Origin of the sequence: Alsobacter ponti (assembly GCF_024294805.1) — a bacterium.
GTDB classification, from domain to species: Bacteria; Pseudomonadota; Alphaproteobacteria; order Rhizobiales; family Beijerinckiaceae; genus Alsobacter; species Alsobacter ponti.
On sequence record NZ_JANCLU010000001.1, the window covers coordinates 345,351 to 361,108 of the forward strand.

Genomic DNA, 15,758 nt, shown 5'->3' on the forward strand with positions numbered 1-15,758 from the left:
GAAACTCCCATGACCGCAGCCACCGGATCCGCCAAGGACCGCGTCCTGATCTTCGACACCACGTTGCGCGACGGCGAACAGTCGCCCGGCGCCACGATGACGCTGGAAGAGAAGCTGGAGATCGCGGACCTGCTCGACGAGATGGGCGTCGACATCATCGAGGCGGGCTTCCCGATCGCCTCGCAGGGCGATTTCGAGGCCGTCACGCAGATCGCCGGCCGCGTCAAGAACGCCACCGTGGCGGGCCTGGCCCGCGCCGGCGACAAGGACATCGACCGCGCCGGCGAGGCGGTGCGCCACGCCCGCCGCGGCCGCATCCACACCTTCATCTCCACCTCGCCCGTCCACATGAAGTGGAAGCTGCAGATGGAGCCGGACGCCGTGCTGCAGAAGGTGATCGCCTCCGTCACCCGCGCCCGCAACCTCGTCGAGGACGTCGAGTGGTCGGCCGAGGACGGCACGCGCACCGAGCTGGACTTCCTGTGCCGCTGCGTCGAGGCGGCCATCAAGGCCGGGGCCACCACCATCAACATCCCCGACACGGTGGGCTACACCGTGCCGGAGGAGTACGCGCAGCTGTTCCGCACCGTGCGCGAGCGTGTGCCCAATTCCGACAAGGCGGTGTTCTCCGTCCACTGCCACAACGACCTCGGCATGGCGGTGGCCAACACGCTGGCCGGCGTGGTGGGCGGCGCGCGGCAGATCGAGTGCACCGTCAACGGTATCGGCGAGCGCGCCGGCAACGCCGCGCTGGAAGAGATCGTGATGGCGATCCGCACGCGCGGCGACAAGTTCCCGTTCCAGACGGGCGTCGAGCCGACCATGCTGATGCGCGCCTCCAAGCTGGTGGCCGCCGCCACCTCCTTCCCGGTGCAGTACAACAAGGCCATCGTCGGCCGGAACGCCTTCGCGCACGAGAGCGGCATCCACCAGGACGGCATGCTCAAGAACACCCAGACCTACGAGATCATGACGCCGGAATCGGTCGGCGTGCTGAAGACCTCGCTGGTGATGGGCAAGCACTCGGGCCGCCACGCCTTCAAGGAGAAGCTGAAGGAGCTGGGCTACGAGCTGGGCGAGAACGCACTGGAGGACGCCTTCAAGCGCTTCAAGGACCTCGCCGACCGCAAGAAGCACGTCTACGACGAGGACATCGAGGCGCTGGTCGACGACGAGCTCGTCACCGCGCACGACCGCATCAAGGTGGTGGCGCTGACGGTGATCGCCGGCACGCAGGGGCCGCAACTCGCCACGCTGACGCTGGACGTCGATGGCGCGCACCGCACCGTTCAGTCGCGCGGCAACGGCCCGGTCGACGCCACCTTCAACGCCATCCAGGAGCTGGTGCCGCACCAGGCCAAGCTGGAGCTGTACCAGGTCCACGCCGTCACCGAGGGCACGGACGCGCAGGCGGAGGTATCGGTGCGGCTCGCCGAGGACGGCTATTCCGTCACCGGCAAGGCGTCCGACCCCGACACTCTGGTCGCCTCCGCCCGCGCCTATTTGGGCGCGCTGAACCGCCTGCAGGGCAAGCGCGACCGCGTTACCGACGGCGGCAAGCGGCTGCACTCGACGGCGCCGCTCGGCGGCGTCTGACGCCTCCGGCGCCGGCTTCCGCCAGGGGGCCCGGCGCTGCGTTCCGCCCGGGAATCCCGAGGGAAAATCCGGCGGAAATCAACGGCTTGGCGCATGACAGTCATGCGCCGCGAAAAAAGATCGGCGGCCGGGCCGCTGCGCGCTGGACAGGCCCGCCGGTCTTTGCTATCCACCCCCTCGTCGCGACGGCCTCGCCTCCGCGACCGGTTTTGATGGGCGCATAGCTCAGTTGGTAGAGCAGCTGACTCTTAATCAGCGGGTCCTAGGTTCGAGCCCTAGTGCGCCCACCATCAAAGCCCCCAATCTTTTCAGGTGACGACCATCGCCGAACCGCCGAGCATCCTGCCGGCGGCGATGAGCGCTGGCTCAACTTAGTTTGCTTGACATAAGATACGCTAGGCCCCGACATTAAGCTGAAATAGCCAAGCTTAATGATTGTTCAGGGGACGACATGCTGACCAAGCGCGAACTGCTACACTCCGCCGCGTGGCTCGCCGCCGCCGGCCTGCCCTGCGGCTCCGCCGCGTTCGCGCAGACGGCGCGGCCCGGGATCGTCAAGGCGGCGGAGATCGCCGAGGCGGGGTTCATCTACGGCCTGCCGATCGTGATGAACTACGGCGTCATGTACGAATACGCCGTCGACCGGAACTCCGGGCAGTTCAAGGCGCCGTTCAACCAGATCGCCAACGAGGCGCGTGTCTTCACCTACAAGGACACGGCCATCGTCACGCCCAACAGCGACACGCCGTATTCCTTCCTGTGGATGGACCTGCGGGCCGAACCGACGGTGCTCTCGGTGCCCGCCGTCGACCCGAAGCGCTACTACTCCGTCATGCTGTGCGACGGGAACACCTACAATTTCGGCTATATTGGCAGCCGGGCGACCGGCAGCGAAGCCGGCGTCTACATGGTCGCGGGGCCGGACTGGAAGGGCGAGACGCCGCCAGGCGTCAGGAAGGTGTTCCGCTCCTCCACCCAGTTCGCCGTGGCGGGCTATCGCACGCAGCTCTTCAACCCCGCCGACATGGACAACGTGAAGAAGGTGCAGGCTGGATACACGGCGCAGCCGCTCTCCGCCTATCTCCGCCAGCCCGCGCCGCCCGCCGCCGCGAAGATCGACTTCCCGAAGTTCGACAAGAAGCTCGTGAAGACGAACTTCTTCGAATATTTGGACTTCGCCCTGCAGTTCGCGCCGGCCCAGGCCGTGGACAAGGACATTCGCGAGAAGCTCGCGCTGATCGGGATCGGTCCCGGCAAGAGCTTCAACTTCAAGGACCTCTCGCTGAAGGACAAGCTCGAGATCGCGGTCGGCATGAAGGCCGGCCAGCGCAAGGTCGACGAGAAGACCAAGACCATCGGGAAGGACGTGAACGGCTGGCGGCTCGCCTCGGCCTTCGGCGACAGCGCCTTCTACAACGGCGACTGGCTGCTGCGCGCGGCCGCGGCGACGATGGGCATCTACGGCAACGACGCGGTGGAGGCGGCCTATCCGGTGACGAAGATCGACGCCGACGGCAAGCCGCTCGACTGCGCGAAGGCCAACTACACCATCACCTTCCCGGCGGGGCAGCAGCCGCCGGTGAACGCCTTCTGGTCGGTGACCATGTACGACGGCAAGACGCAGTTCCTGGTCAAGAATCCGCTCGACCGCTACCTGATCAACTCGCCGATGCTGCCGGGCATGAAGCTCGACCCGGACGGATCGCTGACGATCTACATCCAGGCGAAGTCGCCGGGGAAGGACAAGGAGAGCAACTGGCTCCCCGCGCCGGCCGGCCCCGTCTACCTCGCCATGCGGCTCTACTGGCCGAAGGAGCCGCCGGGCCTGTCGGTGCTGCCGCCCGGCGACGGCAGCTGGCGGCCGCCCGGCGTCAAGCGTGTGGGGGCGGCGGGGGCGTAGGCTCGGGGGCGGGCGCCGAGCCCGCTTGCGCCGCGCCGCTGGCGTCAGGCGGCCTCGAAGGCGACGCCGATGCGGTCGACGAGTCTCCAGGCCACGCGGCAGGCGCGGGGCGGGTGGTCGGGAATCCGCAGTTCGAAGGCGGCGGGCACGCCGGCGGTCGTCGGCAGGCCGAGCAGCGCGCCGCCCGTCGACAGGTTGCGCACCGTGCAGTCCAGCACGCTCTTGGCGTTGTTGAAGACGATCGTCGCGCCTTTCAGCGTGCGCTGGCGCGGGGGGCGGTCGGGACGCATGCGGCCTCCGGTGGCAAACCTCTCGTGGCCCGCGCGGGCGGGCGCGCCGCGTCACCGACTTTCCGTCGAATGAAGTTCAATTGCGGCCAAATCAACTTAATCTTGGCCGGTTAAGGAGTCGTGGCGGGCAGGCCCCGGGGGGCGCGCGTCGGGGCCGTGCTCGCGCGCGTCCCGGCCGGCATCGCCCCTCCTGTGCCCGGCGGGCGGTCGGACAGCGTTTCAAGCCGCGCTCCTGCGCATCCCGGTCGGCCCGTGTGCCCTGGCCGACCCCCACCCCAACCCGTAAAGGCAAGCGGTGGATGCCGCGCGCCCAAGGGCTGGCCCGGATTTTCGGGGCCGTGCTAGCCTGCCCCGCATGGAAGCGCCCTTCACCATCTCTCCCGTCGAGACGGCGGACGACCTCGCCGCCGCGGCGGGACTGTTCCGGGCCTACGCCACGTCGCTCGACGTCGATCTCGCCTATCAGGGCTTCGCGGCGGAGCTGGCCGGCCTGCCGGGGCTCTACGCGCCTCCCGCCGGCGCGCTGCTGCTGGCGCGGGGAGGGGACGGCGCGCCGCTCGGCTGCGTCGCGCTGCGCCCCACCGGCGCGCCCGGCGCGTGCGAGATGAAGCGCCTCTATGTCGCGCCGGAGGGGCGGGGGCTCGGCCTCGGCGTCGCGCTGGTGCGGGCGGCGCTCGCCGCCGCCTCGCGCGCGGGCTACGCCGAGATCCGCCTCGACACGCTGCCCTCGATGCATGAGGCCATCGCGCTCTACCGCAAGCTCGGCTTCGATCCGATCGAGCCCTATTACGACACGCCGGTGGCCGGCACGCTGTTCCTCCGCCGCCGGCTCGACGACGCGGCGGCGTAAAGCCGGGCGGCGGTGGCCGCCCGGAGCGAGGTCAGAGCGCCAAGGCTCTCAGAACGCGAACGCTGTCACAGAATGAAGTCTGAGGCGCTCAGCGTCGTCACGTTGGAAATCGCGATCGCGAAGTCCGCCTCGCGGTCGCCGTTGACGTCGGCCTGCAGCAGGCCGGCCGAGAATCGCAGCTGGCCGGCGTGGCCGTCGAAGGCCGCGGCGCCGATGAAGGCGAAGGCCTCGTTCGCAACCGTGTTGGCCTTGGCGTCGATGTCGCCAAGGTTGATGCGGTCGACGCCGCGCGTGAAGTCGGTGATCGTGTCGGCCGCTCCACGCATGCTCTGCCACAGGGCGGTGTAGACGAAGGTGTCGGAGCCGGCATTGCCGGTCAGCCGGTCCGCCCCGGCATTGCCGAAAATGCGGTCATTGCCGTCGCCGCCGAGGATGGTGTCGTTGCCGATGCCGCCGTCGAACGAGTCGTTGCCGGCGCCGCCCGACAGCACGTCCCCGCCGACACTGCCGGTGATCGCGTTGGCCAGCGAATTGCCCGTGCCGGAGAGGCCGGCGGTCCCGGCGAGGATCAGGTTCTCGACATTGGCCGCGAGCGTCCAGTCGACGGAGGCGAGCACGGTGTCGACGCCCTGGTTGGACAGCTCTTCCGTCACGTCCGACGCGTTGTCGACGATGTAACGGTCGTTGCCCGAACCGCCGGCCATTCGGTCCGCGCCCGCGCCGCCGTCCAGCGTGTCCGCGCCCGCGCCGCCGGAGATGGTGTCGTTGCCGGCGCCACCCGACAGCGCGTTCGCGCCCGAGTTGCCGGTAAGCGTGTTGGCCAGCGAGTTGCCCGCGCCGAAGAGGCCGGCTGACCCCATGAGGGTCAAGTTCTCGACATTCGCCGCGAGCGTCCAGTCGACCGAGGCGAACACGGTGTCGAAGCCCTCGTCGGCCGCCTCGTCGGTCGTGTCCCACACGTAATCGACCCGGTAGAGGTCGTTGCCGAGGCCGCCGACCATGCGGTCCGCGCCAGCTCCGCCGTCCAGCGTGTCGCTGCCGGCATCGCCGATGAGGGTGTCCGCGCCCGCGCCGCCGTCCAGCGTGTCGTTGCCGACGCCGCCCATGAGGGAGTCCGCGCCCGCGCCGGCTACGATCGTGTCATCGCCCGCGCCGCCGTCAAGGGACTGGCCGCCCCAGCTCGCGGTGCCGTTGATGGAATCGTTGCCTTCGCCGCCGTAAACCCCATCCCAACGGCTTGCCACGATCGTGTCGTCGCCGGCGCCGCCGTCGAGCACGTTGCCCCATCCGGAAATGCCGTCGATGGAATCGTTGCCGTCGCCACCGTAAACCGTATCCAAGGAGCTTGCCACAACCGTGTCGTCGCCGGCGCCGCCGTCCAGCATCTGGCCCCATCCGGAAATGCCGTCGATGGAATCGTTGCCGTCGCCGCCATAGGCCGTATCATAAGGGCTTGCGACAATCGTGTCGTCGCCGGCGCCCCCGTCGGCGTAAAGTGAGGTCATCCAGGGCGCCGCTCCCTCGATGTAATCGTTGCCCTCGCCCCCGTAGACCGTACCCGAAGAGTTTGCCATGATGGTGTCATCGCCGGCGCCACCCTCGATCCACGTTCTCGGAGCGGCCGTGCCGTCGATGGAATCGTTGCCTTCGTCGCCGTAAACAACACTACCCGCGCTTGCCACAATCGTGTCGGCGCCACCGCCGCCCGACAGGCTGTTCGCGCCCTCGTTGCCGATGATGATGTTGTCGAGCGCATTGCCCGTGCCGGAGAGGTTGTCGGAGCCCGTGAGCGTCAGGTTCTCGATGTTGTCCGCCAGCGTCCAACTGACCGAGGCGAGCACCGTGTCGACGCCCTCGTCGGCCAATTCGTAGGTCGTGTCCCACGCGTTGTCGACAACGTAGCGGTCGTCCCCCGTGCCGCCCATCATGAAGTCCAGGCCCGAGCCACCATCGAGCGTGTCGTTGCCCGCGTCGCCATACAGCTCGTCCTCGCCGTCGCCCGCCGCGAGGCTATTCGCGCCCGCGTTGCCGGTGAGCGTGTTGGCCAGCGAGTTGCCCACGCCGGAGAGGTTGGCGGTCCCCGTGAGGATCAACTCCTCGACATTGGCCGCGAGCGTCCAGTCGAGCGAGGAGAGCACGGTGTCGAGGCCCTCGTCGGCCGCCTCGTCGGTCGTGTCCGACGCATTGTCGACGATATAGCGGTCATTGCCGAGGCCGCCGGCCATTCGGTCCGCGCCCGCTCCGCCGTCCAGGGTGTCGCCGCTGGCCTGGGAGTCGTCGCCGTCGCCGCCGTCCAGGGTGTCGTTGCCTTCGCCGCCGGAGAGGAAGTTCGCGCCCGTGTTGCCGGTGACCCTGTTGTCCAGCGAATTGCCCGTGCCGGAGAGGTTGATGGTCCCGGTGAGGGTCAGGTTTTCGACATTGTCGCCGAGCGTATAGGAGAACGCGGCCTCGACCGTGTCGACGCCCTCGCCGGCTAGTTCGACCACGGAATTCGAGCCTGAATTGAGGATGTAGGTGTCGTTGCCCTCGCCGCCGAGGAGGGTGTCGATCCAGCCGCCGCCTCTGATCGTGTCATCGCCCGCGCCGCCGTTCAGCGACTTGCCCCAGCCCGCCGTGCCGTCGATGGAATCGTTGCCCTCGCCGCCGTAAACTCCATCCCAAAGGTTGGTCACAATCGTGTCGTCGCCGGCGCCGCCGTCGAGCATCTTGCTCGATCCGGAAATGCCGTTGATGGAGTCGTTGCCTTCGCCGCCGTAAACCGCATCCCAAAGGCTTGCCACGATCGTGTCGTCGCCGGCGCCGCCGTCGAGCAACTTGCTCGATCCGGACGTGCCGTCGATGGAATCGTTGCCTTCGCCGCCGTAAACCGTATCCCAAAGGATCGCCACGATCGTGTCGTTGCCGGCCCCGCCCTCGATACGAGCAAGGATGTCCGTGGCCGTGATGCTGTCATTTCCGTCGGTCGAAGTAGTCATGGAAATGAATTCTCCCAGCGCAGATGTGCGCCGAATTATTTGAGTGATCTTTCATCCTATATTTACAAAGTTCTGAACGCAATTGAGAAAATCGATGTTTGGCACGTTCAACCTTAAGTAATCGATCAGTCGATACTTATACTCAGAGTTGCGCCACGCGTCTCTATTCGCGAATTGACGACGTCTTCCGCCCAGCGTTGGAGAGCGATATTCGCCTCGCCTCAACTCCGGAAACGGAGCGAGCCTACGCGGCGGCCCGTGACGGAAGCGGCGGGCTCGCGAAAATGGGCCGGGGGTCTTCGGCTCGGGCGGGAGTCGATCCCGCTGCATCGGGTCACTCGCCCCAGCGCTGCCACCGGAAGTCACTTGGCGAACTCGCCGCGAGGGGCATCGACACCGTCGCCATTCGGCGGGAGCGGGATGGGCTCGGGTGACGGAGAGGGGCGCCGGGCCAGCGGCTGTCGCGGCGGCGCACGGATCGGGCCGCGCGCGGGCCGATGCGCGGCAGTTCGCTTTGTGAAAAACGCCGCCCGGCGGGAGCGGGCGGCGAATGCGATGGGCCGGGGCGGGGATGGCGCGCCGGGCCGGCGGCGGTTCGGAGGCGCGCGGCTTGGGCGGGGCGGGGCTTGGGCGGCGACGCGTTTGTGTGCGCCTTCGCCCCGCCCCGTCTTCGTCACAAGCCCCGCGCGCCCCGCGCTCCGCGCCCTGTCAGAGCAGGAAGTCCCCGGCGCTCAGCGTCGTCACGTTGGAGATGTTGACGATGAAGTCCGCCACACGGTCGCCGTTGACGTCGGCCTGCAGCAGACCGGCGGAGAAGCGCAACTGGCCGGCGTGGCCGTCGAAGGCCGCGGCGCCGATGAAGGCGAACGCCTGGTCCGTCGCGCTGCTGGCGGCGACGGCGTCGATGCCGCGCAGGTCGATGCGGTCGACGCCGCGGGTGAAGTCGGTGATCGTGTCGACTGTTCCGCGCATGCTCTGCCACAGGGCGGTGTAGACGAAGGTGTCGGCCCCGGCGTTGCCCGTCAGCCGGTCCGCCCCGGCATTGCCGAAGATGCGGTCCGCGCCGTCGCCGCCGAGGATGGTGTCGTTGCCGATGCCGCCATCGATCGAGTCGTTGCCGGCGCCGCCCGACAGCACGTCCGCGCCGGCGCTGCCGGTGATGGCGTTGGCCAGCAAATTGCCCGTGCCGGAGAGGCCGGCGGTCCCCGTGAGGATCAGGTTCTCGACGTTGTCCGCCAGCGTCCAGTTGACCGAGGCGAGCACGGTGTCGACGCCCTGGTTGGACAGCTCTTCCGTCACGTCCAAGGCGTTGTCGACGATGTAGCGGTCGTTGCCCGAACCGCCGGCCATGCGGTCCGCGCCCGCGCCGCCGTCCAGCGTGTCGTTGCCGGCTCCGCCGGAGATCGTGTCGTTGCCGTCGCCGCCCGACAGGATGTTCGCGCCCGTGTTGCCGGTGAGCGTGTTGGCGAGCGAATTGCCCGTGCCGGAGAGTCCGGCGGTTCCCGCGAGGGTCAGCTTCTCGACATTTTCCGCGAGCGTCCAGTTAATCGACGCAAGCACCGTGTCGACGCCCTGGGTGGACAGCTCTACCGTCACGTCAGACGCGTTGTCGACGATGTAGAGGTCGTCGCCAGAACCTCCGACGAGGCTGTCCGCGCCCGCGCCGCCGTCCAGCGTGTCACTGCCATCGTCGCCGGAGATCGTGTCGTTGCCGGCGCCGCCCGACAGGGCGTTCGCGCCCAAATTGCCGTCGAGGGAGTTGTCCAGCGAATTGCCGGTGCCGGAGATGTCGGCGGTCCCGGTCAGCATCAGGTTCTCGATGTTGTCCGCCAGCGTCCAGCTGAGCGAGGCGAGCACGGTGTCGACGCCCTCGTCGGCCGACTCTTCGGTCGTGTCGGACGCGTTGTCGACGATGTAGAGGTCGTCGCCGAGGCCGCCCACCATGCGGTCCGCGCCCGCGCCGCCGTCGATCGTGTCGTCGCCCGCCAGCGCGCTGATGGTGTCCGCGTCCGAACCGCCGATGAGGCTGTCGCTGCCCGAGGTCGCGACCGGCGCGGGCTCGGTCGAGTCCCCTGTCAGCGAGGACGCGAGCACGGAGCCATCGGAGAACTGGAAGGTCTCGACGTTGGAGAGGGTGTCGACGCCATCCGCGCCGGTCACGGTGAAGAGGCCGGTGGCCGCGTCGTACGAGACGGCGTAGGCGCAACGCAGGCCGGAGAACACGGCCGTGTTATCGCCCGCGCCGCCGTCAATCGTGTCGCCGCCAGCCCCGCCGTTGAGCGTGTCGTCGCCGTCGCCGCCGGAGATCGAGTCGGCGCCGGCGTTGCCGGTCAGTTGGTTGGCGAGGGTGTTGCCGAGCAGGGTGTCATTGCCCGCGCCGCCCACCGCGTTCTCGATCCAGGCGGTATGCGCGATGGAGACGTTGTAGGTCATCATGTCGCAGTTCGAGAACGAGCCCGGCGCGAGGTTGATGAGCGAGGACGAGGAGAAGCCGGAGAAGTCGAGCGTGTCGATGCCGCCGGCATCGTAGATGCACAGGATCGGGTGGGTGTTCTGCGTGAAGTCGAACACCACCGGAATACCCGAGGTGGCGTGGAAGCCGTACGTGGTGTCGCCGAGGCGGGTCGTCGGGTCCGCGCCGTAGATGGCCTGGATGGCCATGACGTCGTGCAGCAGCGGTGTCTGCGGGCCATGGAACCAGTTGTCGCTGGCGAACCTGTCGGCCCCCGTGGCGTCCGAGGTGAACTGGGACATCACGGAGTACATCTGGCTGTCCTGCGCGTACTGAGCGTACTTGTCGTAGGTATGAATTTTACCGTCGGAGATGGTGGGGATCCTGATGCCGAGCGTGGCGCCGATCCCCTTGATGTAGGTCGTGAAGCCGTAGTCGCCGATCGTCGGCGTCATGAGGTTCCTGGACCCGCCCTTGACGGAGTCGTAGCGCGAGTCGAACCACACCGAGCCCCCGCCGGACCATCCGGTGGGAAGATACGCGGCCGCGTAATCGACGTTCGAGTACGTATTCATGAACTTGATGTTGGCGGTGGTGGGATTGGCGGCGAGCGTGAAGTTCGGCGCGATGAGGTCGTCCCACAGGCCGATCGCCAGCGTCGCGGCGGCGCGCTGCGCGCTGTTGAGCGACGAAGAACCCAACGTCTCCAGACCCCAGAACCATCCCGATGTGGAGGTCGGGAAGCCGTAGGTCAGGTCCGTCCCGGACTGGTGGTAGCCGCTGTCGAGCGTCGAGATGATCTGCTCGTCGGTATAGACAGGTTTTTCCGCCATGATTTTCACCAAATGAAAAAATTAAAAAAAGATTACAGAATTTGGACAATGTGTAGTGCCGTTCCCTGTCGGATAACAAGTCCCTTGGCGGCGCGTGGCGGCTTTTTCACCACGATGGCTAACGGCCCGGCGAACGCCGACAACGCCCGCCGCCGGAGGCGGGGGCGTTGCTGTCGAGGCGGGGAGAGCCGGCGCGCCGCTCGAGGTTTCGGCGGCGCGCCGCGGGGGGCCGGGCGCGGTTCGCCCGGCGCGCTCAGAGCAGCAAGGCTGTCAGAGCAGGAAGTCCGCGGCGCTCAGCGCCCACTGGCCGGAGACGGTGACGCTGAAGTCCGCCACGCGGTCGCCGTTGACGTCGCCCTGCAGCAGGCCGGCCGCGAAGCGCAGCTGGCCGGCGTGGCCGTCGAAGGCCCCGGTCCCGATGAAGGCGAAGGCCTCGTCGGTCGTCGTGGCGGCGATGGCGTCGATGCCGCGCAAATCGATGCGGTCGTAGCCGCGCGTGAAGTCGGTAATCGTGTCGGCCCCGGCGGGGCCGCTGTCCGACACGGCGGCGATGACGAAGATGTCGTTGCCGCCATTCCCGGTCAGGCGGTCCGCGCCCGCCTGGCCGGATATGACGTCCGCTCCGTCGCCGCCCAGGATGGTGTCGGCGCCGCCGCCGCCCTGGATCGTATCGTTCCCCGCGCCGCCGGACAGGACGTTCGCGCCCGCGTTGCCGACGAGCATGTTGGCCACCGTGTTGCCCGTGCCGGAGAGGGCGGCGTCGCCGGTGAGCGTGAGGTTCTCGAAGTTGGTGGCGAGCGTCCAGCTGAGCGAGGCCACGACCGTGTCGACGCCCTGGCCGGCGGACTCGTAGATGAAGTCGCGCGCGCTGTCGACGACGTAGCGGTCGTCGCCCGTGCCGCCCATCATGAAGTCCGCGCCCGCGCCGCCGTCGAGCGTGTCGTTGCCGGCGCCGCCGGACAGCATGTTCGCGCCGGCATTGCCGGTGAGCACGTTGGCCAGCGCGTTGCCGAGGCCCATGAAGTCTCCGGTCCCGGTCAGCGTGAGATTCTCGACGTTGTCCGCCAGCGACCAGTTCAGCGAGGCGAGCACGGTATCGGTGCCCTGGCCGGCCAGCTCGGTGATGACGTCCCGCGCGTTGTCGACGATGTAGCGGTCGTCGCCGAGGCCTCCTGCCAGGCGGTCGGCTCCCGCACCGCCGTCGATCGTGTCGTCGCCGGCCAGCGCGCCGATGGTGTCCGCGCCGGCGGTCCCGACGAGGCTGTCGGCCCCGGAGGTCGGAGTCGACGAGGTCGTGGGGGTGGTGGGGGTGGTCGGGGTGGTGGGGGTGGTGGGGGTGGTGGGCGTCGTGCCGCCGGTCAGCGAGGAGGCGAGCACCGAGCCGTCCGAGAACTGGAAGGTCTCGATGCCGAAGAGATCGTCGACGCCCTCGGCCGCGCTCGTCACCGTGAAGTGCGCTGTAACGGAGTTATAGGAGATCGTGTAGGCCGAGCGCGCGCCGGCGAACACGGCGGTGTCTGTCCCCAAGCCGCCGTCCAGCATGTCCGAGCCCGCCCCGCCGACGAGCCGGTCGTCGCCCGCGCCGCCGGAGAGCCGGTCATCCCCGGCGTCGCCCGAGAGCGAGTCGGCGCCGGCGTTGCCGGTCAGCACGTTGGCGAGTGTGTTGCCGAGCAGCGTGTCGGCTCCGCCGCCGCCCACCGCGTTCTCGATCGCCGCCGTCTGCGCGATGGAGACGTTGGAAGTCATCATGTCGCAATTCGAGAACGAGCCCGGCGCGAGGTTGATCAGCGAGCCGGAGGCGAAGCCCGAGAAGTCGAGCGTGTCGGTTCCGCCCGCGTCGTAGATGCAGACCACGGGGTGCATGTTCTGGGTGAAGTTGAACACCATCGGAACGCCGGCGGTGGCGTTGAAGCCGTAGGTGGTGTCGCCGAGGCGGGTGGTCGGGTCCGCGCCGTAGATCGCCTGGATGGCCATGACGTCGTGCAGCATCGGCGTCTGCGGGTAGTACCACCGATTGTCGCTGGCGTACCAGTCGGCTCCCGTATTGTCGGCGGTGAAGTAGGACATCAGCGTGTACATCTGACTGTCCTGCGCGTAGAGCGCGTCGGTCGCGTAGGTCGGGGAGCCGCCGTTGTACTCGCCGGGGTGGTCGAGGCCGAGCGCGTGGCCGGTCTCGTGGACGAAGGCGGTGAAGCCCCACGCGCCGATCTTCGGCGTCACCAGATCGCTCGTCCCGGAGATGGCGTCGTATCGGTTGTTGAACCACACCGAGCCCGCGCCCGACCACGAGCCCGGGTAATAGGCGTGGGCGTAGCCGACGCCGGTGGTGGAGTTGTCGTACTTGATGTTGGCGGTGGAGCCGTCGGCGGCAAGCGTAAAGTTCGGCTTGATGAGGTCGTCCCACAGGCCGATCGCCATCGTCGCGGCGGCGCGCTGGGCGCTGTTCAGGGGCGAGGAGCCGGCCGACTCGTAGTAGGGGAACCAGGAGGCGGTGGAGGTGGGGAACCCGTAGGTCAGGTCCATCCCCTCCCAATGATAGGTGCTGTCGAGCTGCGAAATGACCTGGCTGTCGCTATATTTGAGCTTCGTCGCCATGAATTTGCACCTAATGAATAGCGGGAAAAATAAACGGAAATATCTTTAAGCATCGGACATCAAATCCATGCCCGCAGACCACGCTATCGTCGACGTATTACGGTTTCTTCATCGGTCTTGCTAGAGTTTTAACGAGCGCCGATGCCGCCCGCCGCCGGAGGCGGGGGCGTTGCCGTCGAGGCGGGGAGCGGCGGGGCCGGGCGCGAGCCGCCCGGCGCGCGCTCAGAGCAGGAAGACGATCAGAGCAGGAAGTCGGTGGCGCGCATCGCCGTCTGGTTGGCGATGGCGACCGCGAAGTCCGCCACGCCGTCGCCGTTGACGTCGCCCTGCAGCAGGCCGGCCGAGAAACGCAGCTGGCCGGCGTGGCCGTCGAAGGAAGCGGTTCCGATGAAGGCGAAGGCCTCGTCGGTCGTCGTGGTGGCGGCGTTGGCGTCGATGCCGCGCAGGTCGATGCGGTCGTAGCCGCGCGTGAAGTCGGTGATCGTGTCGGCCCCGGCGGGGGCGCTGTCCGACACGGCGTTGAAGATGAAGTAGTCGACGCCGGCGTTGCCGGTCAGCCGGTCCGCCCCGGCCTCGCCGTAGATGCGGTCCGCGCCGTCGCCGCCGAGGATCGTGTCGGCGCCGTCGCCGCCGAAGATCGAGTCGTTGCCGATGCCGCCCGACAGGATGTTCGCGCCAATATTGCCGGTGAGCGTGTTGGCGAGCGAATTGCCCGTGCCGGAGAGGCCGGCGGTCCCGGTGAGGGTCAGCTTCTCGACATTGGCCGCCAGCGTCCAGTTGAGCGAGGCGAGCACGGTGTCGACGCCCTGGCCGGAGAGCTCGTAGGTGACGTCCAGCGCGTTGTCGACGACATAGCTGTCGTCGCCGTAGCCGCCGACCAGGCGGTCCGCGCCCGCGCCGCCGTCGATCGTGTCGTTGCCGGCCAGCGCGTTGATGGTGTCCGCGCCCGAGGTTCCGATGAGGTTGTCGGCGCCCGAGGTCGGCGTCGCCATGGGCGCGACGGTTTCGGTCGTCGTGGTGGCGGTGGTCGTGGTGGTGGTCGTCGTGCCGCCGGTCAGAGACGAGGCGAGCACCGAGCCGTCGGAGAACTGGAAGGTCTCGATGCCGACGAGAGTGTCGACGCCCTCGGCCGTGCTGGTCACCGTGAAGTGCGCGGTGGCGGCGTCGTAGGCGATGGAATAGGCGGAGCGCAGCCCGGCGAACAGGGCGGTGTCGTTCCCCGCGCCGCCGTCCAGCATGTCCGCGCCCGCGCCGCCGACGAGCCGGTCGTCGCCGTTGCCGCCGGAGAGCGAGTCGTTGCCGGCGTTGCCGGTCAGCACGTTGGCGAGGTCGTTGCCGAGCAGCGTGTCGGCCCCCGCGCCACCCACCGCGTTCTCGATCGCCGCCGTCTGCGCGACGGAGACGTTGTAGGTCATCATGTCGCAATTCGAGAACGAGCCCGGCGCGAGATTGATGAGCGAGGCCGAGGAGAAGCCCGAGAAATCGAGCGTGTCCGTGCCGCCGGCGTCGTAGACGCACAGCACCGGGTGCTTGTTCTGCGTGAAGTCGAACACCATCGGAATGCCGGCGGTGGCGTTGAAGCCGTAGGTGGTGTCGCCGAGGCGCGTCGTCGGGTCGGCCCCATAGATCGCCTGGATGGCCATCACGTCGTGCAGCATCGGGGTCTGCGGGTAATACCAGCGATTGTCGCTGGCGTACCAGTCAGCCCCCGTGTTGTCGGCGGTGAAATAGGACATCAGCGTATACATCTGGCTGTCCTGCGCGTAGAGCGCGTCCGTCGCGTAGGTCGGGGAGCCGCCGTTGTAGTCGCCGGGATGGTTGAGGCCGAGCGCGTGGCCGGTCTCGTGGATATAGGTCATGAAGCCCCACGCGCCGATCTTCGGCGTCACCAGGTCATTGGTGCCGGTCGTGGAGTTGTAATTGTTGTTGAACCAGACCGAACCCGCGCCGGACCATCCGCCCGGGTAATAGGCGTGGGCGTAGCCGATGCTGGTGGTGGTGTTGTCGTACTTGACGTTGGCGGTCGAGCCGTCGGCGGCGAGCGTGAAGTTCGGCTTGATGAGGTCGTCCCACAGTCCGATCGCCATCGTCGCGGCGGCGCGCTGCGCGCTCGTCAGCGCCGAGGAGCCGGTCGACTCGTCATAGGGGAACCACGACGCGGTGGAGGTCGGGAAGCCGTAGGTCAGGTCCGTGCCGACCCAATGATACGTGCTGTCCAGCTGGGAAACGATCTGGCTGTCGCTGTAGGTGGGCTTCGTCGCCATGTT

Annotated in this window: 8 protein-coding genes and 1 tRNA gene; 4 read left to right on the top strand and 5 right to left on the bottom strand. The window is 68.0% G+C overall.

What is annotated here, in order from left to right:
- The first annotated feature begins 9 nt into the window (after positions 1-9).
- The 3 genes from NK718_RS01710 (at position 10) to NK718_RS01720 (ending at position 3,496) form a co-directional block, all read left to right on the top strand.
- The gene (locus NK718_RS01710; protein WP_254737946.1) at positions 10-1,596 is read left to right on the top strand and encodes a 2-isopropylmalate synthase; all 1,587 of its coding nucleotides are present in this window, start codon (positions 10-12) and stop codon (positions 1,594-1,596) included.
- Between the two features lie 214 nt (positions 1,597-1,810).
- A tRNA-Lys gene (locus NK718_RS01715) sits at positions 1,811-1,886 on the top strand.
- A 161-nt stretch (positions 1,887-2,047) separates the two neighbouring features.
- Positions 2,048-3,496, top strand: a complete 1,449-nt coding sequence (locus tag NK718_RS01720) for a DUF1254 domain-containing protein (protein WP_254737948.1) — start codon at positions 2,048-2,050, stop codon at positions 3,494-3,496.
- A gap of 44 nt (positions 3,497-3,540) precedes the next feature.
- Here the strand turns inward: NK718_RS01720 and NK718_RS01725 are convergent, their stop codons facing one another.
- Positions 3,541-3,786 carry a PilZ domain-containing protein gene (locus NK718_RS01725; RefSeq protein WP_254737950.1) on the bottom strand — a complete coding sequence of 82 codons (246 nt, stop codon included), beginning with the start codon at positions 3,784-3,786 and terminating at the stop codon, positions 3,541-3,543.
- Positions 3,787-4,141: 355 nt separating this feature from the next.
- Here NK718_RS01725 and NK718_RS01730 point away from each other — a divergent pair, with 355 nt between their 5' ends.
- Positions 4,142-4,636, top strand: coding sequence for a GNAT family N-acetyltransferase (locus NK718_RS01730; RefSeq protein ID WP_254737952.1), 495 nt, complete (start codon positions 4,142-4,144; stop codon positions 4,634-4,636).
- 65 nt (positions 4,637-4,701) lie between these two features.
- Here NK718_RS01730 and NK718_RS01745 read toward each other — a convergent pair whose 3' ends face one another.
- The 4 genes from NK718_RS01745 to NK718_RS01760 form a co-directional block, all read right to left on the bottom strand.
- Positions 4,702-7,611: a beta strand repeat-containing protein gene (locus NK718_RS01745; RefSeq protein ID WP_305883662.1), complete on the bottom strand. Its 2,910-nt coding sequence runs from the start codon at positions 7,609-7,611 to the stop codon at positions 4,702-4,704.
- Positions 7,612-8,319: 708 nt separating this feature from the next.
- Entirely contained in the window at positions 8,320-10,896 is a 2,577-nt protein-coding gene (locus NK718_RS01750) for a M10 family metallopeptidase C-terminal domain-containing protein (RefSeq protein ID WP_254737954.1), read from the bottom strand.
- 270 nt (positions 10,897-11,166) lie between these two features.
- Entirely contained in the window at positions 11,167-13,491 is a 2,325-nt protein-coding gene (locus NK718_RS01755; protein WP_254737956.1) for a M10 family metallopeptidase C-terminal domain-containing protein, read from the bottom strand.
- Positions 13,492-13,730: 239 nt separating this feature from the next.
- A complete protein-coding gene (locus NK718_RS01760) occupies positions 13,731-15,755 on the bottom strand; it encodes a M10 family metallopeptidase C-terminal domain-containing protein (RefSeq protein ID WP_254737958.1) in 2,025 nt (674 codons plus the stop codon).
- Positions 15,756-15,758 lie beyond the last annotated feature (3 nt).

Coding starts and splice junctions, on each gene's coding strand:
- NK718_RS01720 (WP_254737948.1), top strand. CDS start 2,048: ATGCTGACCAAGCGCGAACTGCTACACTCCGCCGCGTGGCTCGCCGCC.
- NK718_RS01750 (WP_254737954.1), bottom strand. CDS start 10,896: ATGGCGGAAAAACCTGTCTATACCGACGAGCAGATCATCTCGACGCTC.
- NK718_RS01730 (WP_254737952.1), top strand. CDS start 4,142: ATGGAAGCGCCCTTCACCATCTCTCCCGTCGAGACGGCGGACGACCTC.
- NK718_RS01710 (WP_254737946.1), top strand. CDS start 10: ATGACCGCAGCCACCGGATCCGCCAAGGACCGCGTCCTGATCTTCGAC.
- NK718_RS01760 (WP_254737958.1), bottom strand. CDS start 15,755: ATGGCGACGAAGCCCACCTACAGCGACAGCCAGATCGTTTCCCAGCTG.
- NK718_RS01755 (WP_254737956.1), bottom strand. CDS start 13,491: ATGGCGACGAAGCTCAAATATAGCGACAGCCAGGTCATTTCGCAGCTC.
- NK718_RS01745 (WP_305883662.1), bottom strand. CDS start 7,611: ATGACTACTTCGACCGACGGAAATGACAGCATCACGGCCACGGACATC.
- NK718_RS01725 (WP_254737950.1), bottom strand. CDS start 3,786: ATGCGTCCCGACCGCCCCCCGCGCCAGCGCACGCTGAAAGGCGCGACG.